24 protein-coding genes are annotated in these 24,133 nt (G+C 57.5%); 4 read left to right on the forward strand and 20 right to left on the reverse strand.

Features of this window, described 5'->3' with window-relative positions; all coding sequences use genetic code 11:
* Positions 1 to 56 precede the first annotated feature (56 nt).
* From ASQ50_RS04425 to ASQ50_RS04440, 4 genes are all read right to left on the reverse strand, one after another.
* Positions 57 to 422 (reverse strand): GxxExxY protein, encoded by a 366-nt coding sequence (locus ASQ50_RS04425; RefSeq protein WP_058089948.1) that lies wholly within the window; start codon positions 420 to 422, stop codon positions 57 to 59.
* A gap of 170 nt (positions 423 to 592) precedes the next feature.
* Complete coding sequence (locus ASQ50_RS04430; protein WP_058089947.1) at positions 593 to 2,074, reverse strand: capsule assembly Wzi family protein; 1,482 nt, start codon at positions 2,072 to 2,074, stop codon at positions 593 to 595.
* 412 nt (positions 2,075 to 2,486) lie between these two features.
* On the reverse strand, positions 2,487 to 2,987 hold the full coding sequence (locus ASQ50_RS04435) for a hypothetical protein (protein WP_197492722.1): 501 nt from the start codon (positions 2,985 to 2,987) through the stop codon (positions 2,487 to 2,489).
* On the reverse strand, positions 2,980 to 4,200 hold the full coding sequence (locus ASQ50_RS04440) for an AAA family ATPase (protein WP_058089946.1): 1,221 nt from the start codon (positions 4,198 to 4,200) through the stop codon (positions 2,980 to 2,982). Before ASQ50_RS04440 ends, ASQ50_RS04435 begins: the two co-directional genes overlap by 8 nt.
* Before the next feature lie 477 nt (positions 4,201 to 4,677).
* Between ASQ50_RS04440 and ASQ50_RS04445 the strand changes: the two genes are divergently transcribed.
* From ASQ50_RS04445 to ASQ50_RS04455, 3 genes are all read left to right on the forward strand, one after another.
* Positions 4,678 to 5,565, forward strand: coding sequence for an EAL domain-containing protein (locus ASQ50_RS04445; protein ID WP_058089945.1), 888 nt, complete (start codon positions 4,678 to 4,680; stop codon positions 5,563 to 5,565).
* 90 nt (positions 5,566 to 5,655) lie between these two features.
* Positions 5,656 to 6,741, forward strand: a complete 1,086-nt coding sequence (locus ASQ50_RS04450; protein WP_227513260.1) for a hypothetical protein — start codon at positions 5,656 to 5,658, stop codon at positions 6,739 to 6,741.
* Positions 6,742 to 6,790: 49 nt separating this feature from the next.
* A complete protein-coding gene (locus tag ASQ50_RS04455) occupies positions 6,791 to 7,798 on the forward strand; it encodes a putative solute-binding protein (RefSeq protein WP_058089944.1) in 1,008 nt (335 codons plus the stop codon).
* Between the two features lie 67 nt (positions 7,799 to 7,865).
* Here ASQ50_RS04455 and ASQ50_RS04460 read toward each other — a convergent pair whose 3' ends face one another.
* From ASQ50_RS04460 to ASQ50_RS04535, 16 genes are all read right to left on the reverse strand, one after another.
* Positions 7,866 to 8,150, reverse strand: coding sequence for a hypothetical protein (locus ASQ50_RS04460; RefSeq protein WP_058089943.1), 285 nt, complete (start codon positions 8,148 to 8,150; stop codon positions 7,866 to 7,868).
* Between the two features lie 91 nt (positions 8,151 to 8,241).
* Complete coding sequence (locus tag ASQ50_RS04465; protein ID WP_058089942.1) at positions 8,242 to 8,640, reverse strand: hypothetical protein; 399 nt, start codon at positions 8,638 to 8,640, stop codon at positions 8,242 to 8,244.
* A 14-nt stretch (positions 8,641 to 8,654) separates the two neighbouring features.
* On the reverse strand, positions 8,655 to 9,023 hold the full coding sequence (locus tag ASQ50_RS04470; protein WP_058089941.1) for an STAS domain-containing protein: 369 nt from the start codon (positions 9,021 to 9,023) through the stop codon (positions 8,655 to 8,657).
* Positions 9,014 to 9,439 (reverse strand): ATP-binding protein, encoded by a 426-nt coding sequence (locus tag ASQ50_RS04475; protein WP_076657144.1) that lies wholly within the window; start codon positions 9,437 to 9,439, stop codon positions 9,014 to 9,016. Before ASQ50_RS04475 ends, ASQ50_RS04470 begins: the two co-directional genes overlap by 10 nt.
* Positions 9,381 to 11,792, reverse strand: coding sequence for a SpoIIE family protein phosphatase (locus ASQ50_RS04480; protein WP_058089939.1), 2,412 nt, complete (start codon positions 11,790 to 11,792; stop codon positions 9,381 to 9,383). The genes ASQ50_RS04475 and ASQ50_RS04480 overlap by 59 nt, the downstream gene beginning before the upstream one ends.
* Before the next feature lie 26 nt (positions 11,793 to 11,818).
* Entirely contained in the window at positions 11,819 to 13,678 is a 1,860-nt protein-coding gene (locus tag ASQ50_RS04485; RefSeq protein WP_058089938.1) for a pilus assembly protein TadG-related protein, read from the reverse strand.
* The gene (locus ASQ50_RS04490; protein ID WP_082888435.1) at positions 13,671 to 14,543 is read right to left on the reverse strand and encodes a tetratricopeptide repeat protein; all 873 of its coding nucleotides are present in this window, start codon (positions 14,541 to 14,543) and stop codon (positions 13,671 to 13,673) included. Before ASQ50_RS04490 ends, ASQ50_RS04485 begins: the two co-directional genes overlap by 8 nt.
* A gap of 71 nt (positions 14,544 to 14,614) precedes the next feature.
* The gene (locus ASQ50_RS04495) at positions 14,615 to 15,487 is read right to left on the reverse strand and encodes a type II secretion system F family protein (protein WP_058089936.1); all 873 of its coding nucleotides are present in this window, start codon (positions 15,485 to 15,487) and stop codon (positions 14,615 to 14,617) included.
* Positions 15,480 to 16,394 carry a type II secretion system F family protein gene (locus tag ASQ50_RS04500; protein ID WP_058089935.1) on the reverse strand — a complete coding sequence of 305 codons (915 nt, stop codon included), beginning with the start codon at positions 16,392 to 16,394 and terminating at the stop codon, positions 15,480 to 15,482. The genes ASQ50_RS04495 and ASQ50_RS04500 overlap by 8 nt, the downstream gene beginning before the upstream one ends.
* Positions 16,391 to 17,590, reverse strand: coding sequence for a CpaF family protein (locus ASQ50_RS04505; RefSeq protein ID WP_058089934.1), 1,200 nt, complete (start codon positions 17,588 to 17,590; stop codon positions 16,391 to 16,393). The genes ASQ50_RS04500 and ASQ50_RS04505 overlap by 4 nt, the downstream gene beginning before the upstream one ends.
* An 11-nt stretch (positions 17,591 to 17,601) precedes the next feature.
* Positions 17,602 to 18,777: a hypothetical protein gene (locus ASQ50_RS04510; protein ID WP_058089933.1), complete on the reverse strand. Its 1,176-nt coding sequence runs from the start codon at positions 18,775 to 18,777 to the stop codon at positions 17,602 to 17,604.
* Between the two features lie 13 nt (positions 18,778 to 18,790).
* Positions 18,791 to 19,987 (reverse strand): type II and III secretion system protein family protein, encoded by a 1,197-nt coding sequence (locus ASQ50_RS04515; RefSeq protein WP_156509974.1) that lies wholly within the window; start codon positions 19,985 to 19,987, stop codon positions 18,791 to 18,793.
* Entirely contained in the window at positions 19,977 to 20,873 is an 897-nt protein-coding gene (gene cpaB, locus ASQ50_RS04520) for a Flp pilus assembly protein CpaB (protein WP_058089932.1), read from the reverse strand. The genes ASQ50_RS04515 and cpaB overlap by 11 nt, the downstream gene beginning before the upstream one ends.
* A 58-nt stretch (positions 20,874 to 20,931) precedes the next feature.
* Positions 20,932 to 21,372, reverse strand: a complete 441-nt coding sequence (locus ASQ50_RS04525) for a TadE/TadG family type IV pilus assembly protein (protein ID WP_058089931.1) — start codon at positions 21,370 to 21,372, stop codon at positions 20,932 to 20,934.
* A 47-nt stretch (positions 21,373 to 21,419) separates the two neighbouring features.
* Positions 21,420 to 21,641, reverse strand: coding sequence for a hypothetical protein (locus tag ASQ50_RS04530; RefSeq protein WP_058089930.1), 222 nt, complete (start codon positions 21,639 to 21,641; stop codon positions 21,420 to 21,422).
* Between the two features lie 204 nt (positions 21,642 to 21,845).
* Positions 21,846 to 23,213, reverse strand: coding sequence for a hypothetical protein (locus tag ASQ50_RS04535; RefSeq protein WP_058089929.1), 1,368 nt, complete (start codon positions 23,211 to 23,213; stop codon positions 21,846 to 21,848).
* 221 nt (positions 23,214 to 23,434) lie between these two features.
* Between ASQ50_RS04535 and ASQ50_RS04540 the strand changes: the two genes are divergently transcribed.
* The gene (locus tag ASQ50_RS04540) at positions 23,435 to 24,031 is read left to right on the forward strand and encodes a hypothetical protein (protein ID WP_058089928.1); all 597 of its coding nucleotides are present in this window, start codon (positions 23,435 to 23,437) and stop codon (positions 24,029 to 24,031) included.
* Positions 24,032 to 24,133 lie beyond the last annotated feature (102 nt).

The following is a 24,133-nucleotide window of genomic DNA, read 5'->3' on the forward strand; positions in this document are numbered from 1 at the left end:
TAGAACTGTTTTTATGTCCGTGTGAGTCCGTGTCGTCCGTGGCTAATCCCTTGGCTCTAAAGAACGAGCCGCTTGATAGTAGCTCTCGGAGCTGTGAAATTTATCAGCATGCCAAGCGGGATGCGCGAGGCTTTCATGTAGTTCAGAAGCTGCGCTTCAGCACCCAGGTTCAAGCGGGATTGGGCTTTAAGCTCCAGAATTACTTTACTTTCTACAACGAGATCAAGGCGGTGCTCGCCTACTGACTCACCTTTGTACAGAACGGAGACTGGCTTTTCCGTTTCAACCGCCAACCCTGCAGATCGCAATTCATGGAGCATCGCGTTGTGATAAACGCTCTCCAGGAACCCATGACCAAGGTGTTTATTAACTTCAAATACACACCCCTGAATTCGATAAGTCAGCTCTTCCTCAAGTAACATTTTTTCGTCCGTGTTCGTCCGTGCCGTCCGTGGCTATGCCTTGCTTCTTAACCGATGGTTCGGAGGTTACTATTTTTTTGCCACGGACGACGCGGACGAACACGGACGAAATACAACGCTTTTTGAATCTTTTGTCCGTGCTTGTCCGCGTCGTCCGTGGCTAAAAGTCTCTAAAACCGATAAGTCCAGCTGGCTGAGGCGGCGAATTGGTCTTTTTTGCCGCTGATGTATTCGACTTTTTTGTCGGTGGCCTGGAGGTTCAGGTCTAGCCAGCCGTTGAGTACCTGGGTGCCGTAGCCTAGCTGTATTATTGCTATGTCCTGGCTGTTTGCCGGGGCGGTGTAGAACACTTTGTCGTTAGGGGCGACAACCCTGGTGCTGCCGTCTTTATTGAGTTCGGCGTAGCTGGCTTTGGCGGTGATGTTGCTGCCGCTGGGCAGGAAGTGGTAGGCGCCCAGGGTGACGGCTACGGCGTCGCCTTCGAAGCTGGTGGCCATGTTACGGCCGTAGTGGCGGTAGCCGGTGCGGTAGCGGCTGTGTTCGAAAGCGACGTTTGGCACGGCGCTGCCCATGAAGTCGTCGGCCAGGGTGTTTACGTATTCCAGGAACCATTGTTGATCGGCATTGAATAGCTGGCTGGTCCAGTCTGCACCCATTAACCAGGATTTCTTTCCGGGGAAGGCGCCGGCTTCGTCTTCGCCCATCATCTCCATGTAAAGGCCCATGCTTTGCTGGCCGATGCTGAAGCCGTAGCGGATATCGATGCTGCCCAACTGATCGCCGGGGTCATCTTCTTCCAACTGGCCATTGTCGCGGCCGATCAGTGCGTTCCAGATGGTGGAAGCGCCCTCTGGCCGCCCTTCCCCACCGAAGATAATGGCGCGGGACAAGCCGATGTCCAGGCCGTTTACGGGGCGGAAGCTGAAGCGCATGCCGATGAGTTTGGCCTCAGGTACCGCGCGGTCTTTTTCAAACTGGCCGGTTAGCAGGGTGGCGTTCCATGGGCCGAGCCAGCTTAGCCAGGGTGTTTCGAAGGCGGCGGGGTCGTTCCTGGTAACCCAAACTGAGGGTACTGGCCGGGCGTTGTTTGAGAGAATCAGGCTGGATTGCCAACCCGGCCCCCACCAGCGGTCGATGGCACCGGCGCCGAACACCCAGTTGCTTGCGGTGGCGGCCAGGTAGCTGCCGTCCAGGCGGAATTCTTCGTCGTCGTCCGGATCATGAGCGTAGGCGGGTTTGAGGCCTGCGGCCCAGGCGTTGCCTTGCCACTGCAGATTGAAGGAGGTACCGGCTTTGGCCAGGGCGTTGTTCTGAAATCCGGTGAAAGCCGGGATGTCTGACTGGGCGTTTACGTTGAATTCTGCCCGGAACCCCGGCTGGGCTTGTTGTTCCTGCTCAAACCTCAAATAGGCGCTGGCCATGCCGACGGATGACAGGTCGGCGCTGGTGCTGGTTTGGGTGCCGTTTTCCAGTGCTGCCCAGCTGATGGGCCAGGTGGTTACGGAGCGGTCCAGGTGGCCACGGTCTGCGAGTTTCTGAACGGCAAAACGGGCCCGGGGGTCGCCAGGTTCCAGCCAGGGGGCCGCCGCAATGGAAAAGCTGCTCAGGCACGCTACCGCCCCACCGACCAGGGCCCAGTGTTTTGAGGTCATAGGATTTTGTTTTCTTGAGACAAGGATATAACGAAATAAGCGGGAGGAGAGTTCCTAACGCGATCCTTGTCAGGTTGTTTATGGTGCGTTTCAGAAGTGTGACGATTCTAAGGGATTCTGGATTACACGCAAGTGACAAACAGGCTGACTGAGTATTTTGCGGACAGATTTGGGGGTTAAAGTTTGTGAAATATTCCGGAATGCAAGTAACTTGGTCACATTTTGGACAAGTGTTTGCCCTAGGGGTCTGTCCCCGAATGGGGACTGACCCTTTTTGGAGCCATGGGGTCTGTCCCCGAACGGGGACTGACCCTTTTTGGAGCCATGGGCTCTAGTTTGGGGGGCAAGGACGGGCAAATGGGGGTCAGTCCCCGTTCGGGGACAGACCCTTGGCAGACCCTTGGCAGACACCTTAGAACCAGTCGCGCAGGTCAGGAATTTTGTTGCTGGGTTCTGATTGCAATACTGCGCTTACTCTGATGCCGTGGGCGTTTTCTAGTTTTTCTATTTCCGGCTTTGGTAGCATGCCATTGGTTACGATAAATGCTTTCTCGAGGAGACGGCCTGGCGCGGATTTTTCCAAAGCTGCCTTCAACAACTGATATTCTGGTCGACGTTTTCGGGTATATGCGAGTTGCTCAAAAGCATGGCGGATGTCGCCGGCACCTTTGAGCTCCACCAGCGCAGCGACTTTCTTTCCGCTGCCACTGAACAGGTACAGTGCATCACATTTCATGTTGTTGTCGGTGAGCACACACCCATCAAGCACGATGGCTTTGGCCTCTTCGCCGCGCCTGGGGGTTAGCGTCACTTTCTTGCCCTTTTCTTCAAGACTGAGCTCTGATTTGCAAACCGCAAACTGGTTGCCCATGCGCATGCATTCGCAATGCTGGTAGGGGCTGGTATCAATCATCCTTTTGATTCCACTCCAAGTCTCGCATTCTGTCATACAACCTATTTATCTGGTTGAAATGTGGCAACAGAGTGTTATCCACCAACCCTGTTTCGTCATCAATCAGCGGGTATTTTTCACTATTTTCCATGCGGTAGGCCCGCACATCGCTCAATGAGAGCGGAAGCAGGCCGTCAATGTCTTTATCGCCGGTGGAGTCTGGCCCAAGTTTATGCCGCTTTAGATGGTTGTTCAGGGTTTCCACTACGAACGGGCTGTGAGTGGTCATGATGAACTGAGTATTGGGGAAAGTTCTCAACAAGTCGGCCAAGACCCTTTGCTGCCAGGACGGATGAAGGTGAAGATCTACTTCATCGATCATCACGATGGCTTCCGCGGTTAGCGGGTTATCCAGATGCGGATTGGCCAGCCCCATTCGCATACTGAGATCAATCACCAGTCCCAGCAGGGTTTTGTAACCATCGCTGAGCTGCATCAGATCCAGCGTTTCACCGTTGATGGTCACTGCCAGCCTAAGCGGGTTTACTTGGATGTGAGGGTGACTAATGTCCGGAAAAACAGAGCCTATTGCGGTTCTGACCGCATCGAGTTCTTTCAGGGTTACATCAAAACTGCGCTTCTCCCGCTGCAGCCGGTTCTCTTCGTTTTCTTTGTTGTAGAACCAGATGAAAGCTGACTTGAAGCTGCTTTGAGCTTCAAGCGCCTGTTTTAGTGCCTCTAAACGGGTATGCGACTTGGGGAAACCCTTGCGCCTGAGAGGTACCTGCAAGACGGCGCGGCTAACACCGTAATAGGCCATCATAGGGAGCTGATATTGCTCACCTGCGTTCATCTTATCTATGACCGCCTCATCGAGATACGCTTCGAGACTCTTTAGCCCTAAGGGGGAAGGCGTCGCCTTTGCGGTCGCTTTGCTTTTATCTCGACGTTTTATTCGGTCCCAGGTTAACCCTTCGGCGGTTGTTAGTGCCACACGTACGTATGGGGCTGCCACGTTGTTGAATTGGCGTATGTCGCCATTTTCCTTGAACGTGATTCCGGAAACTGAGGGCAAGTGCGTTAAGACCGCCCCCAAGCCGATGGCGATGCCGTCCAGCACCGAGGTTTTACCGCTTCCGTTGTTGCCCAATAATACAGTGAGGCGACTGCCTATCTCGAGATCGAGATGATCACAGGCACGGAAGTTTTCCAAGGTCAGGTGCTTGAGTTTCATACTGTTAGCAATGTCGGTTGTTGATTGGCAATCTTGAACTAAATGGGGTGTATTTCCAAGCGGTGTGGGAGCCAAGGGGTTTGTTCCAGGAGGGGGACTGACCCTTAAACCAAAAAAAAGCCCGCGGCAGTGGCGGGCAAACAGAACAAGCGACTTCAGTCTCGGTCAGGTCGGCAACACGCTTTACGGAGTACAGCTTTGCAGCGTTCCGAGACTGAGCGAACCAAAGCGTTCGGAGGAGGACTACGATTGGGGCCGGAAACCCCGCTTTAGTTCGCATTTGTTATGCTATACGATGCTTTTGCGTTTTTCATCCTTTTCTGTGGATTTTTATGGAATAACGTCAGCGGTTTCTATTTCAGTCGAGCGATTGGCCAAGCCGCCCACTGTCGTGTGCCATTTACGCCATAACCCTGGCCTGTTCTGCACCTGTATAGTCAGAATACGCAACCTCATTCGATAACAAGAAGGTGTGTCATGCCGGAATGCGCGGTTTCTGAGCTCGGTAAGATTGATTCTGCAACACGGATTCGGGATGTCATCCGGTCTGTGGGGTTTGACCTGGTATTTCAGCCCAAGGTGGCGTTCAGCCATGGCAAGCTGGGCGGTATTGAGGTGCTGGTGCGGTGGCCAGAGGTGGTGTCTGGCCGGCAGGCGCCGGATCAGTTTGTGCCCCTGGCGGAGCAGCATGGGCTGGCCCCGATGCTGGACCTTCACGTTCTGGAGCGAACGCTTCGAACCTGGCGTTCCTGGTCTGCCCTTACCCGCCTTTGCTGGAGCCCTTTCCCTATTTCGGTGAATGTCTCTGCCATGAGCGTTCAGGATGAAGACTTCCTGCGCTCGGTTACCTGGCTGCTGGCCGAATCACCCCGGCCCAAGCTGATGTTCGAGCTGACCGAAACCGCGCCTTTCCATAACCCGTTGGCAGCGGCACAAACCCTGGAAGCGCTCTCAGGCCACGGTATTCAGGTATCGCTGGATGATTTCTGCACCGGCTTCAACAACCACGAACGCCTGGACACGTTGCCGGTGGCGGAACTGAAGATCGACCGGGAAGATACCGCCAAACTCGACACGGTTGCCGGCATTCGCCATGTGGGCCAGATGATTGAGCAGGCCAAGGCCGCAGGGCTGACGGTAACGGCGGAAGGTATCGAATGCCGGGACCAATGGAAGACGCTGCGCACCCTGGGTTGCGATTACGGCCAGGGCTACTGGCTGTGCCCGCCCCTGAGTGCTTCAGATGCGGTGGAGTTCGTGCAGGGCTACACCCCCAGCCGGTTGCTGACGGCCACCAACGAGGAACACAGCGCCTTCGAGGCCGTTGATCTTGCCCCGGGACTTGTCCATAATTTGCCAAAATGAATTAAGCATGAATTAGTCCATTCGATTAGTTTAATGTAAGAAAACCGATAACAGACCAACACATCCAACAATTACAACAAGAGGCAGCCCATGACAAAGGCCTTGATCCATCGCTTACGTGAACGTAGCGCCCAGGCGCTGGGTGCATTCTCCGCTGGCAAAACGGTTCTGCTTGCCGGCGCCGCCCTTACCCTGGCCGGCTGCTCGGCCAACCCGGTATACACCACCACGGGCATTGTGCTCTCCAATTACGCGGAGGGCGAAGCCACTCCCTATGTGCTGGAAATGAAAGACCCGGAGATGGCCTGTGCACTGGGGTTGTCACTGGACCCGCTGGTGTATTCCTTCTCCCGCGTGACTTCCCCACCCGACACCACCGGCTCTTTGCTGATGCTGCTGGCGGCGAACTGTTCTGAATACAACGCCATGGAGGCGGAGATCACGTACCTTCGCGCTAACCACGAGGGCAATGTGAACGAAGCGCGGGATGCCCGGGAGCGGGTCAAGCGGCTGAACGCGGAAATTGCCCACCGCCGCCTGCTGGCGTTTGAACGTGCCATGGCGGCCTATAAGTTTGACCCGGGTGCCGAGCCCCTGGAGTGCCCGTTCCTGTTTGATGATCAGGATGAACTGACCTTCCTGATGGGCCTGGTCACCGGGCTGCAAGCCATCGTGAACGATGCCAACTCCGGCGCCATGGCGGGCATTCCGCGCAACATTGCCCCACAAGCCGAGCGGGCCGTGCGCTGTGTCGAGAATGACAAGTGGGGCGGCGTGCCCAATGCGGTGCGGGCCCTCGTTTGGCTGTTGCTGCCGGATACCCGCCCACCGATGTCCCCAGACCCATGGCAGGTACTGGAACACAGTCGGGAGCTGGGCTTTGATCGCGGCTTCCGGGTAGCCAGTGCATTGGAAGTGGTGGCAGCGGAAACCTTTGGCCGGCCGGATGTGCTGGAAGAAGCCATCCGGGCAGCCGCCGATGCGGAATCGGATATGGAGGTGTCTTCAGCCTACCAGTTGCTGGACAGCGTCGCGCACCGGGTGTTGCTGCATTCTTCGGATAAGCACTGGGCTGCCAACTATGGCTACCGAACACCGTCCAACTCATTTGGTAGCCTATCGCCGGTATCGTCCAACCGGTCAACCCAAACAATGGATCTGGACGACCTCCTATAAGGTCGCCCCTGACTGAAAACAAAGACAATGTCTGACGGGAGTAATAACCATGCGTAAGTTTATCGGAGCCCTGGCACTCACTTGTGCCGCCCCGCTGGCCTCGGCCAACACCATGTCTGTTTGCGTGTTCGATGTCATCGGTGCCAACGGCGATGTGTTCAACGTGATGAAGGATTATGCCCTGGAGATGCGTTCTCTGGGGGTTAACCTGCAACTGAAGCCCTATACCGATGAAGGCGTGGCGGTGGGCGATTTCAACGCCGGCCAGTGTGATGCGGTGGCCGCCACAGACCTGCGAACCCGGCCGTTCAACAAGTTTACCGGCTCGATCAGTGCCGTGGGTGCCCTGCCCACCTACGACAACCTGGAAACCCTGCTGGCTACCCTGGCTCAGCCCCGGGCAGCAGATTTGATGAAGAGCGACGGCTACGAGGTGCTGGGTATTTTCCCGGTGGGTGCCGGTTACCTGTTTGTGAATGACCGCTCCATCAACACCGCTGGCGCCCTGGCGGGCAAGCGGATGGCCACCCTGGACTACCAGAAAGACGCCATCCACATGGTGAACTACGTGAAGGCCACCGTGGTGCCATCCGACATCACCAATTTTGCCGGTAAGTTCAACAACGGCTCCGTAGACACCGCCTACGCGCCGGCCTTCGCCTATGAAGCACTGGAACTGTACAAAGGTATTGAGCCAGATGGCGGCGTGGTGGACTATCCGCTGGCGCAGTTGACGGTACAACTGATTGCCCGTGAGGGCGTGGTAGATGGCGACACCGCCCAGAAGGCCCGGGAAGCGGCCTGGGACATGTACCCGCAGGTGATGAACCTGATCAAAAGCCAGGAAGCGGCCATTCCGGATGAAAAATGGATCAAGATCCCCGATCAGGACATTGTGGGTTATCAGGAAATGTTCCGGGAGAACCGCCTGGAGATGCGGGATGGCGTAAACCGTGCCCCATCTGTCTACGACCCGCGCATGCTTAAACTGATGGCGAACATTCGCTGCTCAAGCAATCCGGGTGCGGCTGAGTGTACGGCGGATAATCGGGAATAAACTTTTGGGGTCAGACCCCAGGACATTTGATGAGGTGAAATGTCCGGGGGTCTGACCCCAATTTGGTTTACGAGGTGGTTTTGGCGCGTTGGCTGGTGGTGGCGGTTTTGGTTTCGCCCTGATCGCGTTTGATCAATTGCTCTGCGCTGATATCTGACAAGGCCAGGGAGCCGTGGCATACCGCGGCTACCTGGCGGCTGAATTCCTGGGTCATGTAACGTTCAGACGTTTGCGCCTCGGCTTCACCAGAGCGTGCCCTGAGTTCACGACCACTGAGTAGCTGTACGGTCATTCCGCTCTCTGCCATGGCTCGGACGGCGTTTAGATAGGCGTTCTGGTATTCCTGGCGCATGATGTTCTCCACTGTCTCAAACTGACCATTTGAGTTGCGTTGATTCTTTCAATAAATACATACGTCCTTTCTGTATTATCAGCTTAGTATATTAGCCTACTTTGGCTAATTCGCTGACCATTGTCACATAATCCTCATAATACTTTACAGGAGTAATCCACTCCCGCCGTATCAGACCTTGGTCTGAGGCCACGTCGTCCCGCAGGCAGGAGATGAGGATGTAGCCGTAGGTTTTGTAGAAGGCTTTGATTTCATGGCCCTGATGCACATCCGAAGACGACTGCCAGTCGGCATAGACCACGTACTCTTCGCCATCCAGCTCGAACGAAACCATCTGCGGCGAGGCCTTGCCAAAGGATTCGTTCAGGAATACGGCATTATTGGGCGCACCGCCGGAAGCCGGCAGGCCATAGAGGAACCAGATCACGTTGGCGACGTCACCACTCTGGTCTCTCTGGATTGCGACTGTTCCGTCCAGAACAATAGCCATAGCGTCTCCTTGTATTACAACTCTTCGCGCCGTTGAATAGCTTCCAGGTACTCGTCCATCTCAGCCTGATCACCAAACACGGTGAGGTCGGGCATGATTTTGACGATTTCGAACACTTTTTTCACCCCTTTGCTCATCTGGCTGACACTTACCTGCCCCTTTCGGGCTTTCATCAGTTTCAGGGTTTTGAAGATGACCCGCAAACCGGCGGAGCTGATAAAGCTGACACCGGCCATGTTGAAGGCCACCAGCCGGGTGGTTGGGGTAATGGCTTCCGCCAGGCGTTCGTCCAGCTGCGGTGCGGTGTCGCTGTCCAGTGAGCCTTGAAGCTCAAAGCTCAACGCCTCATCCGAGGTGTACTGCTCGATAATGGTCAAAGGCATGGGTTGTCTTCCCTGGGCAATGTGGTGTCGAGTGCTACCGTGAGCTTGTTGGTGCCATTCTCGTAGCGATAGTTCATCTCGTCGCTCAGTTGCGACATGATGGCCAACCCCAAACCACCGATGGGGCGGGCCTCCACAGGCTGTTCGCCAGGAGGGCTCGATTGCGTTGGGTCGAACCCCGGGCCAGCGTATTCAAATTCCAGTTGTACCTTGCCATCATCACACACTACCTCAAGAAACCACTGACAGCTGTCAATTTTTGTAGCGACATGCTCTTTGATGTTGGCATGAAATTCATCAATGATGGTGTAGCAGTCACTCACCCTGTCGTTATCCAGGCAGTGTTCGCCGTAGCGATCACGAACTTTTTGCAGGATGCTTGCTATCGTCTCTGTGGACTGGATGGATAGTGCCATGGTGTTGTATTGTCAGTAAGGTTATGTCATCGGATTGTGGTGCACCACTGGCAAAGGATAGCAGCTGTTCGCGCATGTAGCCGAGCAGCCCCTCGGGCTGGTTAAACGCCCGGTAGCCCAGGTTCAGTAACCGCTCTTCACCAAACTCCTGCCCTTCCCTGTCAAACGCTTCGGTTACGCCATCACTGTACAGGGTAATACTCTGGTCTGGCCGGATGCTGGCATTCTCTACGTCGTAGTCCACATCCTCATACACGCCGAAAGGCGCGGCAGGGTTCCCTTGCCACAGTTTCGGGCTGGTTTTGCCATCCACAAACATGGGCTCGTTGTGGCCGGCATTGAGCCATTGGATTTCACCTGAGCCAAGCTCCAGCACGCCCATGATCATGGTCACGAACATGCAGGCTTCGTTGGAGCGACACAGTTCGTTGTTCAGGGCCCGGGCGATGGCGGCCAGATCACCATCCAGCGAGCGGGCCAGGTAGTTGAGCAGGCTGACGGTTCTGGCCATGAACAACGCCGCCGGGGCGCCTTTGTCTGAGACATCACCCACGGCAATCAGCAGCTTGCCGCTGGGCAGGCGGATTAACTCGTACAAGTCTCCGCCCACCGCCCGGGCCGGTTGCAGCCAGGCTTCGATGGTCCAGTTGCGGTAGGTTTCCCGGAAATGCCCGGCCCCGGGCACCATGGACATCTGGATGGAGCGGGCCACCGACAGCTCCACTTCCAGCTTCTTGCGCTCCCGCTGTTCGTTTTCCATGTCGCTGGCCAGGGAATGCACCAGGCGACGGTTCAACAATACGGTGCGCACCATGGAGCCAATCACTTGCAGGTGATCGATGGTAGCCTGGGCGATGTACATGTAGCGGGACTGAACCGTAAGGAAGCCGATAAAGCTGTCCTCACCCTGTTCATCATTCAGCGCTGTGAGCAGTATGGGCTTGGGTTCCACGCCTAACCGGATGCGATCGTAAATGGCATCCTGCGGGGTGATGTATTCTGCCGCGGTGTCTGCCAGCATGTTGGCAACCACACCTCCAGCAATGGGCTGAATGTTGGCGCTGATGTTATCAGCGTGGCTGGTGTCTGGGGTGTTGTGATGGATGGTGGCCAGGCAGGCAAAGGTTTCGTCATCTCCGGAACGTTCCCATAATGCCAGGGCACCGAGTTCGTAGTGGCTGACAATGCGGTGCATCAGGTAACGGAGCTTTGGTTCAAACTCGTCGCCACTGGGCAGGTTGACCAGATCAACCCCCAGCTGCCGGATAAAGCGTTCGCTGGCGGCGGCCGCTTCCATCGCTTTTTGCCACTGTTTTCGTTCAATGGCCAGGCCGGTGAGCGAGACAATGGAGGCCAGGTCTTCCAGTTGCTGTTCATCCGGATTGCGGGGGTGATGGCTGAATACGGTGACAACGCCCAGCAATTCGTCCCGCTGGCTGACAATGGGCTCAGACCAGGACGCCAGCAGGCCGAGATCTGCCACCACACGGGTGTAACCCTGCCAACGGTGGTCGTCCACAACCGACTCACACAGGGTTCGGTGGCGGGTGTAGGCGGCGGTACCGATGGAGGTGCCGCCGTAACGGGCGGGTATCACGGGTAACTGCTCCCGGAAGTCTTTGGCCAACCCCCCCTTGCCGAGCGGTGTGAGAGAGTCCCGTTGCTGGTCGTACCGGGTGATCAGGCAGCGGGTGTCTTGCAGGCGAATCTCGGCCAGTTTGCACAGGCTGTCGGCCAGGTTTTCCATGGGCGCACTGCTGTTGATGCCGGTGAGAATGCTATTGCGGAGTTTGTCCGCTGCCTGGTTCATTTTGTAGGCGTGAATGTTGTTGGCGCTGAGGGTGCGTGCCGGGCGGCCTTCGAAGACGGTATTGCTGATGTAGCAGTCCATCCAGATATTCTGACGGGCAGCGGTACTGAACAGCCACTCCCGGCGCAGAAACCCGGAGGCCTTGAGCTGGCTGATCCAGCTTTCAAAATCGAGCAGCGAGTAGGGGCTGGGCTGCCAGGCATCCGGGCGCATAAGCACGGTGTCTGAAAGCTCCTCGACGGAATCACAGCCAAACAGATCAAGGGCCTGGCGGTTGGCAAACAACAGGGTAAGTGTGATGCGATCAAACACCAGGATGGCGGCTGAGCCCTGGTCCAGCATGGCCCGGGTGTCAGACATCGACGACCGCAGGCGGCGCTGGGCATCATCGTTCGCCCGGGCCAGTGTCTGCTCCCGCTGCCTGCTTTGCTTACGGGTGCGTTGGTGCCATAAGGCGACGGCACCAAGTGCAACGGCCAGTACAACAACCAGCAGCAGCTCTGGTTGCAGTAATCGTTCCGGCAACGCTGTCCCGTCAAACATCTTTACAGCTCTTTGATTGCACAGGTTTATTCGTCAAAGACTACATTCTCTACCAGTTGCGAGCCAGTTTGTTCCGCGCCCAGTACCCGCAGTTGCATGCCGCCGAGGTCTGCGCCCAGGGCGGAGAGCAGTGGAGAGACCAGGCTGGTGACAACGCCTTCAGAAACGGTCGAGAGCACGTTGGTGAACGGGGTCAGAAGAGCGCCGCTCAGCTCATCAAGAATGTCCTGTTCGCCACTGGACGCAGAACCGGTGCAGTTGAGCAATGAGAGGTTATTCACCGCAACATCTACGTTATTGATACCGCCAGTGGACGATAAGCCCGCGGTTTCACACACACCTCCCGGGCAATACAGGTTATAGCTTTCCAGGCTTTCATAAGACGCGCTGGAACCGATATCCACATCTGCTTCTGCGCTCAGGCAGACATCCATATCCACGACCGTGACCAGGCCAAGAAACTTGGCTTCCACATCCAGTATGGGGGCGTAGATGGGCTCTGGCACAAATTGCTGGGTTACCGGGTCTATCGCCCCGGATTCGGCGTTCGCAACCCCACCCTGCATTCGGAAGTCAAAGCTGGTGGCGTTGCTGTTACCCTTGGCGCACTCCGCACCCTCGAACACCGCTTCGCCACCGCCAACGCGCACGGCGAGCGGGATCTGGATAGCGTCGTCGCCGCCGCCCAGAAGTTTTACGTCCAGCGAACCCAGTGACATCAGATTGAGCCAGTAGGTCACGGTGTTGACCAGCGATGAGCTCAGATCCACTGCAATTCGTGCATCCAGGGCAATATCGGCTGCCGCTACACGGGTCATCCATTGTCCGTTACTGTCTTGCCGGGCCGGCCCGATGACAATTTTCGGCGGTTCATCCACCCATAAACCCAGCGATACGTCCAGACCAGCCAGCAGGCTTTCGGAACCAACAAGGCTGTTCAGCAACGCTGAATCGGAGGTATCCAGGTCCAGTGACAGCAAACCATTTCCCGCCTGATTTGAAGCGCGAACGCTGTTCATAACCAGGCTGATCACGAAATCGTAGACCGGAACAGTAGTCTGCCGCGGAGGTGGGGGCTCCGCCAATACTTCAAAGATTGCAGACGCGTCCAGGCCGCCAAGGCCAACAGCAGACGTGAGATCATCAATCACCCGGCCAGCCGGAGTAACCGTTCCACCGGCAAGCGTTACCACGGCATCCAGCACATCCAGAAGCGGCTCGTCGACCAGATCGGTCAGTTCGTCGATACCAAGAGCTGCCAGCAGGTCCCCGAGGCCGATCAAGGTATTCTCAAGGCTGTTGAGGGCGGTGGCATCCAAGCTGTAACCGGGCATACCCAGCACGCTGCCAATCAATGCCCCCAGCAGACCATCCTCCACCGTGGCGGTTGAGCCGGCGGCACTCAGGGTGGCGTAGACCTCTTTGCGGGCAACGGCATCGGCGGAAATGGTGATGGGCGGGAACAGTTTCTGTGGCAGCAGGAAAGAAACGGGCTCGGTGCGGGTATAACGCACCAGGGTGGCGTTGGTCTGGGCCATTTCCGTACCCGGGTTGCGGCTGGCGAACCGCATGGGGCTGGTGGCGGTTTCACCGGGGCGCAGCACGCCGGGGAGGATTTCCAGATCGCTCGCCTCGCCGTCAAAGCCTGCTGCTTCGGCCGCTAGCAGGGCGCGTTGCTGCATGGAAGCCCAGGTGGCATCTGTGCCGCCACAGGCCTGGGCTTCATCAGCCGCGGCGGTGGCAGCGGAGTTCACAATAGACTGCATTTGGGACCGCATCATCAGCAGTCGTGAGCCGTCGATCAGCAGGGTCACGAAGATGAACACCAATGCCAGTAGCAACGGTGTTGCAAAAATCAGAACGCCCTGCTGCCGGCTCTTATTCATCGCGGGTAGACTCACCTATGCGTTGCGGTATCGGTTGCTGGAAAGACTCTTTCAGTCGCTCCAGGGTCTGTATAACCACCGGCTCGCTCAGCTCACCGCCCCTGGCAGGCTGTTCAGATTGGGTTTCCAGAATCCGGGAAACCGTTGAGTCCGATTGTTGCTCAAAAGAGAGGCCGGCCAATTGGCTGGCCTGACGTTTGCCTGCGGCAATGTGTTCTTCGGTCAGGCCGATCTGCTGCTGCAACTGCTTGATCGCCGCATCGCCACCGTTCAGGTAATAGGCGGCAATCAGGTTCTGCCGGGTGGATGCCCTGCCCCGCGACAGTTCGTAGGCGGTGCGTAATTCAAACGCCGCGCGGTCATAGCGGCCGGCGCGCATCAGGGCGTAGCCGAGGTCGTTGCGGATGTCAGCATTGGCCGGTGCCTGGGCTTTGGCCTTGGTCAGCAGCTCGATGGCTTCGAGGGTGTTGTCCTTTTTCACCTGCACCACGCCCAGCCCATGCAAAGCCTGGTAGGAATTGCATTCGTCCACGATGGCCCGGAACACTTCCTCGGAATACTCCAGTTGGTCTACCTGCCCCAGTAGCTGAGCCCAGCGTAGCCAATGGGCCTGGGTGTCGAACGACAGCCCCTCCAGCCGGGCCAGTGCAGCGTAGTACTGGCGGTCTTCCATGGCGGCGTCGATGGCGTCCAGCTCTACCCGGTGCTCGGGCTGCGCCACCTCGGAGCAGTTGATCAGGTAAACCCCGTTATCCAGCGAACCGCTCGTTTTGGCTGTCCCGGTGCTGCCTGTGCCCGTGGCGGCCATGGAGGAACAACCCGCCAGCGCCAGGCCCAAGCTTATAACGCCTAGCTTCGCTGCCATTCCTTGCCATTTGCCTGATGTGTTTGCTACCCGCATGGTCAGAGTTCACCTTTTGTTGTCACGGTTATGCGCTATCGCTGGAATGCATCAAGTATCGACAATACCGCCGGCCCGCCGATTAACATGAACAGAGACGGCAGCATGAAGATCATCATGATGATGGTCATTCGGGCGCCAATCTTGTTGGTTTCTTCTTTCAGTTTGCTGCGTTCTTCGTGCTGGGCTTCTTCCACTATCTGGTCCAGCCCGCCGGCTACCTTGGAGCCCAGGGTGCCGGACTGTTTCATCAGGGCCACGTAATGCCGCAACACGGTGAGATTTCGGTTTCGGCCCAGCTCGTCCAGGGCGGCGGTGCGGTCTGCCCCGCTTTCCATAACGCGGTTGAACCGGTCAATGCGGTGAATCAGTCGGGGCATGAGATCCCGAGCCTGATGGGAGATCAGCTTCAGGGAGCGCTCTGGGCTCAGGCCGGCCTCCAGCAGCATTCGGGTCATGTGGCAGAGTTCGATGGCTTCGCGGTTCTGCAGTTTTTCGGCGTCTTCACCGGCACTGCGGGCAAAGCGCCTGGGTAGGTAGAAGGCTGCCAGCAGTACCAGGGCGGCCATGACGAACTCCAGCCACCAGAAGGCGGCAGCGGCAACACCGAATGGCACCAACCAGCACCAGAACAGATAATGTTGACGGGCCTGGAGGGGCGTTTTGCCGGTGGCGTCCAGGGCCGGTTCCAGTTCCCGGAAATCCGACGCGAAGAGCTTCCTGTCTACCAGCCACATCAGAAATTCGCTGTAGGGGGATTCCGCCTGCCCGGTGTCCATGGCAATTCGCTCACGGCGCAAACGGGCGCTCACCCGGGCTTTGAGAGCCCAGCGCGGTGCCCCGTAAACACCGGCAATCACCGCTAATACCGCCAGCATGGCGGCCAGAATCAGGGCAAGATCAGCCACGGCCTACCCCCCTGATCAGGTTCCAGATCATCACTATGCCCAACAGTTGCAGGCCGCCAGACACCATTAACAGGGTATGCCCCACCTCCGAGTGCAGCAGTTTCTCGGAGAACTGTTCGTTCAGCACCACCATGTAAACCGCCAGGCCCGGGGGCATGATGGCAAAGACAATGGCGGTGAACCGGGTTTCCGCTGTGGCAGCCATGAACTCCCGGCGCAGCTCCTGCTGGGAACGAATGGCCTTGGCGACTTCAAACAGCACGGGCTTGACCGAAGAACCAAAACGGGAGGAGGTTCTCAGAGCAATGGCGATCTGGGTAAATGCAGGAACCTGGTAGAAACGGGCGAAGGCATCCAGCACCAGGGTGTAATCCCTACCCTGGCTGACGGCGTTTTTAAGCCGGAACACCATGGGATCAAACACCGGGGAGGCATCGCTGAAGGCGTTGACGATGCTTTGTTCCACGGAGCGACCAACGGAAATGGAGCGCAGCATGCCATCGAGAATGCCGGGCAGTTCCTCGAAAATCTGCCGTCGCTGGCGCTCGAATTTTACCCGCCAGGTGGTCACCAGGGCAGTGATCACAAAAAACAGGGATACCAGCACTTCGACAAGCCCCTGCAAGATAAATACGGCTAACAGTGTTGCCAGTAGAATGATCGCCTGCAGCAGGATTCTGGCACCGGATACCCGAAAACCCGCTCGTAGCAGCACGCTTTGCAGTGGCCCGAGGTCAATCACCGATGGCTTTTGCTCCACTCTTACTTCCGGAGCCAGGCGCCGGGCCGTGCGTTTTTTGATGTCATCGGCGGCCAGCAGGCGGCTCAGGGTGAGCTGCAGCATGATCACCAGCACCGCAGCTACGCCGGCCATCAGGCACAGCAGCCAGATCAGCTGGGTATTCACGGGGCAACCCCGGTATCTTCCGGCGCCAGCCAGTCCAGTTCGCTGGAGCGGTACAGGGTTTCCATGCGGTAGGGGTCGTCGTTGGTGGGGCGCAGAGCCACCACTTCACTCACCAGCCGGCGGCCATTGGGCAGACGGGTGAGCTGAACCACCACATCCAGGGAGGAACCAATCAACCGGGCGATGGCCCGTTCGCCGGCGTCGTAGCCGTTCACCGCCAGCAGAGTTTCAATACGAATCAGCGCATCTTTCGCTGAGTTGGAGTGGATGGTGCTCATAGAGCCTTCGTGGCCGGTGTTCATGGCCTGCAACAGCTCGATGATTTCACCGGAGCGTACCTCGCCCACAATTACCCGGTCTGGCCGCATCCGCAGGGCATTGACAATCAAATCCCGGGCGGTGACCCGGCCGGTGCCTTCGGTGTTGGCTGGGCGAGTTTCCAGGCGCACGATGTGCAGGTGGTTCAGCTGCAGCTCGGCGGAATCTTCGATGGTGACGATGCGCTCGTCTTGGGGAATAAACTCACTGAGCAGGTTCAGGATGGTGGTTTTACCGGTGCCGGTACCGCCGCTGACCAGCAGGTTGCGCCGGGATTCCACAATACCCGCCAGCAGGTCCAGGCACTCCCGGGTCATGGAACCCATGTTAACCAGCTGGTTGGCGGTCAGGTGTTTGCTGGAGAATTTACGGATGGACATAGACGGCCCATCCAGCGCGATGGGCGGGATGATGGCATTCACCCGGGAGCCGTCCGGCAGGCGGGCATCCACCATGGGGCTGCTTTCGTCCAGCCGGCGCCCGAGGGGGGCCAGGATGCGGCGAATGATGCGCAACACGTGGTCGTCGTCGATAAACCGCACCTGCACTTTCTGGAGCACGCCGGCGATTTCCACGAATACGCTGCGGGCGCCGTTGATCAGGATGTCGTTCACCTGGTCATCCGCCAGCAAGGGCTCCAGCGGGCCAAAGCCGACGACTTCATCCACCATTTCCCGCACCAGCATGGTGTGGTCGGCCATGGCCAGGGGGATGCGGTTAACGGAGACATACTGGTCCACCGTGGACTGGATGAACCGGTGCAACTGCTGGGCGTCTACCCGTTCAACTTCGATGCCCCCTTCGTCCAGGCGCTCCACCACATGGGTATGCACGTTCTTTTTCAGGTTCTGGTAATCGTCGTCAATACGGGTTGCCATAATCCGCCCCCTTAAACCGCTGCGCGTTTAAAGGTGAATTTGCGGCGGGTTTCCCCTGTTGCACAGCAGGTGCGTATGAAGCCCCCCATGTTCCTGTGGTAAGTGCTCTTGTGCAGCATGTTGGCCATTGGCAGCCCGGCATTCATGGCGTCCAGGCGGAAGCGCCATTCCATCGGCAGCACTAGGTCGCATTTCTGATCGAGTGTTTTCTCAATGTCGGAAAGCGATAGGCTGGCTCTTCTGTGGTATCCGTCGACTGCAATACACCGGGAACATTCCGGGGCAACCCACTCCTTGATCTCCTGCAGCAATGTTTCTGTCGCCTGTACCTGATCAACCACCTGATGGGTAACCACGATGATGCGGTTAACGTTGGCGCCGATGGCCCGGAGCCACTCCCCTGTATGGGCCGGGTCAACACGGATTACCATATGATCGAACAAGGTAGCCAGCTGGCTGATGGTGATGTACAGGTCTGCGGCAGCGTCGCCTTTGAGCAGGTCGCTGCTGATATTGCCAGACAAAAGCCGCAGGCCTTCGCGGTATTCCTCCAGGGCGGTTTCTACCAGCGAACGGTCGATGCTGTCGCCACGGCTTATCAGTTCGTCCAGGGTCAGGCGGCTGAGGTTGTCAAAGTAGAAGGTGCGGTTGGCCTCGGAATTGGAGTCTATGGCCAGGATGCTTTTGCCAGTCTGGTATTCGTTCAGTTCCGCCACGAAGTTCTGGCTGAAGAAGCGTGTATCTACAATGCCGGACGCTGAGACCACCAGAGTGATATCGCCCCGGCCGGCACTGGGCGTAGCCGTTGGCGCCTGGGCGGCGGAATCGGCTATGCGCCGAACGCGATCGCGGGCGGTATCGGCATCCACTCCTGTGACCAGGCAATCCCGGGCCCCGGCACGCATGATGCTGAGCAGCAGGTCCTGGGACAGCCGGTGGGCAACCCCAATCAGCTGAGAGTTCGGGCAGGCTTTCTGGATGGCGGCAAACACCTTCAGGGCGCGGTTGGCATCGTTCTCATCGATGGCCACCAGCACCACGGGCGCGCCGGTTGCCTGAACCAGACGACTGACCCGAGACAGATCCGTAGAACTGAGGCATTCCAGGTTCCACTCGGATTCCAGCACTCGCTCAAGCCAGACGCGGGCACCTACATCATCGGCTACGCAGATTATGGATTCGCTCATGGGTACCCTTCCCTTACCAGCTCAGGCCGCTTTCGATCGGCTCGCCTGCACTGCGACTGTTGATCACCATGTCCAGCCAGCCGGTGCTGCTGTACTCATACTCTTTACCGAAGTTGCGAACATCCGCCGGCAGCTTTCGCTGCGGGCTGACCAGCCTGGGGGTGACCACCATGATCAGCTCCTTGTCCTCGGAGGCGATGCGGTCTGACCGGAAGAACGCGCCAAGAATCGGAATGTTGCCCAAGCCCGGCAGGCGGTCGCTGGTATTGGTGGTGGAGCGGCTGACCAGGCCACTGATGATGAAGCTCTCGCCTGAGGCCATGGACACCATGGTTTCGGTGCGGCGAATGCGCAAACCGGGCACGGCAACACCGCCGGTGGCAACGCCGGATGAGAAATCCAGCTCACTGACTTCCGGTGCCACTTTCAGGATGATCTGGTCTTCACTGACCACGGTGGGTGTGAGCGCCAGGCTGACACCGAACTCCTTGAATTCGATCTGGATATCGCCATCCCGGGAGGACACGGGGATGGGAAACTCGCCGCCGGAGAGGAAAGTGGCGGTCTGGCCACTGAGGCTGACCAGCGAGGGCTCCGCCAGGGTGTAGGCAAAACCGCCGGATTCCAGGGCGTTGATGATGCTGAGGGAGCTTGAACCAAAGCTGAACAGGTTGAAGCCTTCGGCGCCCACGCCCGGAACACCGGCTGCTGAAGCGCCGGGGAAGCCCCGGGTGGCACCGCTGCCCGGTGGGGCAATGGTGACGCTGTTGTTGCCACCGTTGAACAGTCGCGAATAATAAACGCCCAGTGTATTGAGCTCGGAGCGGTTCACTTCCACCACGCGAATGTCGGTTTGCACCTGCATGGGCAACGGGTTTTTGGCCCCCAGAAGGTCAGACACCTGAAAATTGGTCTGGCGCGGGCTGGTTTCGCCTTTCAGCCAGGCGCGGACAATGGCGGAACCCTGGGCTTCTGCTGTCACCAGCACTTCCTGTTTGCCGGTGGCGGTGACCGACACCACATCCGGATTGGACACTGAGAGCTTTTCCAGCGGTTTCATAAAGGTCAGCACGTGTTGCTCGCCCGGGGCCACGGATACCCGGTCGGCCTCTGCCGCTGCCGAGGTCGCAGGAAATGAGCACAGCCCTACCAGGGTGATGGCCAGGGCCCGGCACAGGTCTTTCAGGTGTGAAGAGGCATTAGCGTACATAGACACTCCTTGCGCCGGAACCTTCATAGATCTTGACCTCCTGGCCGGGGTTTCTGGCCGGGGCTTGCCGGGTTTGCTGTGCGGGCACAGGCTTGGGCCTGGCACTGGGGCGGATGTCTGTTAGCAGGCTGATTTGCTGTTCTTCCGCCGCTTTGCCGGCGATGTCATCTGGTGCTTCTTCGCCAGTGGCTTTCAGCTCTGGCCTGGCGGCAACAAAACTCAGTCGCGATTCCGAAGCGGCGAGGACCAGCCGGGCTACATCTGCCTGCGGTACCGACAGCACCATGGTCTGGTTTCGGCGTTGGGCGTCATCACTGGCGTCAGTGCCGGGCTCCAGGGCACCGCGCACTGCCAGCACCTCGACATTGCGCATCAGGCGGGTGGTGCCGGTATCGGTTCCGCCAGAACCCTTGAAGGTCGCGTAGATATCCACTTGGTCGCCCGGCTGGATCAACCCGCCGATGCTGGACAGAGAGTTCAGTTCAAAGGCCATGGCGCGAGCGCCGTCGGCCAGGGACGATTGCAGCGGCGTGCCCGAATCAATACTGGATTGCGACAGCACCATGCCCGCTTTAAGTGGTCTGTTGAGGGCCGTTCCAAACGGGGCTTGATCGGGGGAGAGAGCGCTTTCCAGGGCCGCCGGCAGTTCAAACTCCTGGAACTGTTCCTGCGCGAGCACGGTGCCGGCTTCCAGGTCCTCAATGGCGACCAGATAGCGGAAAACCGGTGCCGCCTCTTTCTCCTCTACCGCCTGGGCCGGCGCCTGTTCCGCTGACGGGGTGGCTACGGGTATTTCAGGAGATTGCATCAGCCCGTAGAGGGCAAGGCCAATGGCGGCCAGTGCCAGTACCAGGGAGGGCGCTGCGTATACGAACTTTGACCTCATTCAGCCTGTCCTTATTGTTCGCAATGAGAGTTGCCGCGCAGGGGCAAGGTTTTTCACTTCAAAACGCGATGGCTGAGCGGGCGGTGAGCTGGCTCGGCATGGGCGGGAACGCACCAATGCCGGCAAACCGCACCTGGGGCATAAAGGAAGAATCGCCCGCATCTGCCACCAACACACATTCCAGCAGCTGCACACCACCGTGATTAACGACACCACATTCGCGGGTAGCAAGGTGGTCTGCGGCGGCCGCCGGCAACCGGCCACTGAGCGCTGTAAGCACCTCGCTGCTATAGGCTACGGCGTTGTCTGCAAAGGTGCTGTGCTCCCGCCGGTCGAGCGAGAATACGGCCGATGCGGCGCGATCGACGGCTACCTGCATCTGGTACTTGTTATAGAAGAGCACCCCGTATCCCGCCGCCCCATAGATGATTGCAAGAATCATCGGGAAGACCAGCAGAAACTCCAGAGCAATAACGCCTTTTTCTTTTTTTATGATCATAAGGCACCCGTGCAAATCAATACCTGTAAAACAAAAACAAGCCTTGATCAGTTGGTGTCTACTTGATCCTGAGCGTTACCAAGCAGTGAATTGAAGGTATCCACGATCTTGCTGCCAATGCCACCTTCGTCACCGGCGGTGGCAATGACCACGCCCAAAATAATCACGATGACCGCCCCAAGCATCAGGTATTCGAGGGATGAGGCGCCCTTCTGTTGGGAGCCTGCGAATGATTTGGAGAGTGCGTTTCTAATATTGTATTTATTCATGGTAAGACCTCTTTATATAACAGAATAATCATTATTCTTCGCACGAATGAATCCAGTTCTTGTTTTATGCGTACAGAATAACTGGGCGCATCCGATCCTTCATTCCATGAACACACTTTCATAATAACTGCATTATTCGCACTTGACACCTTTATAACTGAAAAGGTTTGTAAAGTTATTTGCCCGAAATGCCAAGTTTCGAGGCTATTTGTGCCAACGACCATCCCGCCAGAACTGCCCGAGGTCCAAACCACGGGCGATAACTTCCTCTTCTACACACTCACGCAGGGCCCGGTAGATTGGTTCCGCTTTCTGTTTCTGCTGCCAGAAAACCGTGGCAAGGCGGCGGGCGAAGAATGGGCAAGCGGCCTCTGGCTCCGCAAATTCATAGCTCATAACCCGGGATGCCCCGAATAAGGGCGCCAGCTGGCTCAGCTTGAAGCCCGGATCTTCCTGCTGGATGGCATCGAAGATGTCTCGGCCAGAGGCCGGTACCGGCATGAACAGGTCGATATCGTCCGGGTAGCGGAACAGGTAACGCAGGAGAATGGCCGTGGGAGCATCGATACGCTGATTCGCCCGTTGGCGAAACCGATAGAAGGCTTTTACCTGAATACCAAATACCCAGTATGCCTCGGCACTGGTGAGGCCAAAGCTTTCCCGGAACAGTGAGAAAGGGCTGTCACTGCGGCCCAGAATCGGGCGCTGAGCGCGGCTGTAGGAGGCCAGTTTCGTATCAGACACCTCTTCGGTATTGGTCCATTTACCTTTCTCGATGGCCTGCCCCGGACTGGTATCCCGTGAGGCTGCCTCGTCTTTCAGAATGCCAAGGTAATGATCATTGAACCAAGCCTGAAAGCGCTGATTCACGTCGTTTTCGAAGTTCAGCAGCAGTTCGTCATTCATCCAGTCCGTTAGTGAATCCCGCTCGCGGAGCAGGGCCCAGCCGCTCAGATTCCTGGCGGTGGCAAGGACATCCGGGGGCACTTCAGGGGTTTTGCTGGCCAAGGATGCGAGCGCGTCTGCGAATGCACCGGCATACTTTGCCACCACCAGTCGCTGCAGGCGAATAATGGGCAAACCGGCCCCCTGCGAGCCGTCAGCGCTCTCTGACAGCAGCTTGTAGGAAGAAATATACGAACGGCCAAACAAGGGCGCAAAGCCTGCTTTGTTGGGTGTTCGGCCATCCGCCCCTGGCATGAACGGCTGCAACAGGGAAAACACTTCCGGGTGGGAGGGACGCAACGGAATGGGCACCCACTCCGGGTGTTTCAGCAGCAATCGCACCAAAATGGCCTGGCTTGGCCGTAATCCGGGAAGCTCGGCCACCGTTTCGTCGTCATCGGCAAGGCCCAGGGTTTCATCGGGCGTTACGTCGCGCCCGACCGTTTCGATAGAGCTTTTCGCTCGTTTAAGCTGGCTCAACCTGTTCAACGGCACGTTCATCAGCATGGCCAGATCAAGGTCACGGACTTCGCCGCCCCCAAGGTAGCTCTCCAGCACCGCTTTGAGGCTCATCAGGGATTGGCCGTTGATCGGTTTTGACGGGTGAGTGAGTTCGCTTCTTGCCATGCTTTGTATTTATCCTTTCATACACATTGATAATATCCACACTGAATCACAAACGGCATGCTTTCATTTTTGTATAATAATTTTCAATGTTACCATACGAAGCTGAACAGTCTGGGGTCGCGACAGCGTATTGAGCGATGGTTCCCGATAGCGGGCATCTCCCGCCCTCGCCGCCGGCAACCAGACTGCTATCAACCTGATTTCCGGAGTGTAAAGCCACCGTGTCTGCCATTGGTACCAAAACGTTCTTCTTCTACGAGGGCGAACAGCAACCTGCAGAATACACGATCTGCCAACCCGACTATTTTCAGGGGTCGGATTTTCAGCTCCCCCGTAAAGGCATTACCCTCCTCTATGGCAACAAGGGCCCTGGCAGCCTGATCGGCGCTGCCGTTCGCGAAAGCGCATCGACAGGCCTCGGCGTCTGCTTTGCCGACATTAAGGTGGATATCGGCGATTGGGACAGCAATAAACAGAAGCTGTCCACCTTCAACTCTTGCCGCTTCCTCAACTTACCCCTGCGGGCCAACCGGGAAGTGCTGGACGACGTTAACCGGTTGTGGAACCAGTGGCTGGACGCAGAATGCGCTCCGCGGGAGGATTTCCCTCGCAAGCCCTCCAACCGGATGGACCTACTCGATAAACTGGTGGAGCTGGACCCGTACCGGGAGTTAACAGCCATTGCCTATGACGCCGTTACCCGTTTCGGTACCGCCAAGTTCGTCACCATTTATAACCTGGACGCCATTCTGGACGACCAGATTACCGTAATCCCACCGCAGACAACGCTTCGCTTCGCCCTGCCCGAAAACGCCTGACCCCTTCCCTGCTGCAACGATGCTTTAGAGGCCATTAAGCCGCCCCCTACCCCTGCGCGAGGCAAATCGCACGCGCCAGAATGTCAATTAACGTGAAATTGT

It is taken from the genome of Marinobacter sp. LQ44 (assembly GCF_001447155.2).
Lineage (GTDB): Bacteria > Pseudomonadota > Gammaproteobacteria > Pseudomonadales > Oleiphilaceae > Marinobacter.

Bases quoted from the DNA above. Each gene is read 5' to 3' on its own strand.
- ASQ50_RS04430 (WP_058089947.1), bottom strand. From the start codon at position 2,074: ATGACCTCAAAACACTGGGCCCTGGTCGGTGGGGCGGTAGCGTGCCTG.
- ASQ50_RS04470 (WP_058089941.1), bottom strand. From the start codon at position 9,023: ATGCCTTTGACCATTATCGAGCAGTACACCTCGGATGAGGCGTTGAGC.
- ASQ50_RS04505 (WP_058089934.1), bottom strand. From the start codon at position 17,590: ATGGCAACCCGTATTGACGACGATTACCAGAACCTGAAAAAGAACGTG.
- ASQ50_RS04525 (WP_058089931.1), bottom strand. From the start codon at position 21,372: ATGATCATAAAAAAAGAAAAAGGCGTTATTGCTCTGGAGTTTCTGCTG.
- ASQ50_RS04465 (WP_058089942.1), bottom strand. From the start codon at position 8,640: ATGGCTATTGTTCTGGACGGAACAGTCGCAATCCAGAGAGACCAGAGT.
- ASQ50_RS04455 (WP_058089944.1), top strand. From the start codon at position 6,791: ATGCGTAAGTTTATCGGAGCCCTGGCACTCACTTGTGCCGCCCCGCTG.
- ASQ50_RS04475 (WP_076657144.1), bottom strand. From the start codon at position 9,439: ATGGCACTATCCATCCAGTCCACAGAGACGATAGCAAGCATCCTGCAA.
- ASQ50_RS04425 (WP_058089948.1), bottom strand. From the start codon at position 422: ATGTTACTTGAGGAAGAGCTGACTTATCGAATTCAGGGGTGTGTATTT.
- ASQ50_RS04480 (WP_058089939.1), bottom strand. From the start codon at position 11,792: ATGTTTGACGGGACAGCGTTGCCGGAACGATTACTGCAACCAGAGCTG.
- ASQ50_RS04510 (WP_058089933.1), bottom strand. From the start codon at position 18,777: ATGAGCGAATCCATAATCTGCGTAGCCGATGATGTAGGTGCCCGCGTC.
- ASQ50_RS04530 (WP_058089930.1), bottom strand. From the start codon at position 21,641: ATGAATAAATACAATATTAGAAACGCACTCTCCAAATCATTCGCAGGC.
- ASQ50_RS04450 (WP_227513260.1), top strand. From the start codon at position 5,656: ATGACAAAGGCCTTGATCCATCGCTTACGTGAACGTAGCGCCCAGGCG.
- ASQ50_RS04440 (WP_058089946.1), bottom strand. From the start codon at position 4,200: ATGAAACTCAAGCACCTGACCTTGGAAAACTTCCGTGCCTGTGATCAT.
- ASQ50_RS04460 (WP_058089943.1), bottom strand. From the start codon at position 8,150: ATGCGCCAGGAATACCAGAACGCCTATCTAAACGCCGTCCGAGCCATG.
- ASQ50_RS04435 (WP_197492722.1), bottom strand. From the start codon at position 2,987: ATGATTGATACCAGCCCCTACCAGCATTGCGAATGCATGCGCATGGGC.
- ASQ50_RS04515 (WP_156509974.1), bottom strand. From the start codon at position 19,987: ATGTACGCTAATGCCTCTTCACACCTGAAAGACCTGTGCCGGGCCCTG.
- ASQ50_RS04445 (WP_058089945.1), top strand. From the start codon at position 4,678: ATGCCGGAATGCGCGGTTTCTGAGCTCGGTAAGATTGATTCTGCAACA.
- ASQ50_RS04490 (WP_082888435.1), bottom strand. From the start codon at position 14,543: ATGGCAGCGAAGCTAGGCGTTATAAGCTTGGGCCTGGCGCTGGCGGGT.
- ASQ50_RS04485 (WP_058089938.1), bottom strand. From the start codon at position 13,678: ATGAATAAGAGCCGGCAGCAGGGCGTTCTGATTTTTGCAACACCGTTG.
- cpaB (WP_058089932.1), bottom strand. From the start codon at position 20,873: ATGAGGTCAAAGTTCGTATACGCAGCGCCCTCCCTGGTACTGGCACTG.
- ASQ50_RS04535 (WP_058089929.1), bottom strand. From the start codon at position 23,213: ATGGCAAGAAGCGAACTCACTCACCCGTCAAAACCGATCAACGGCCAA.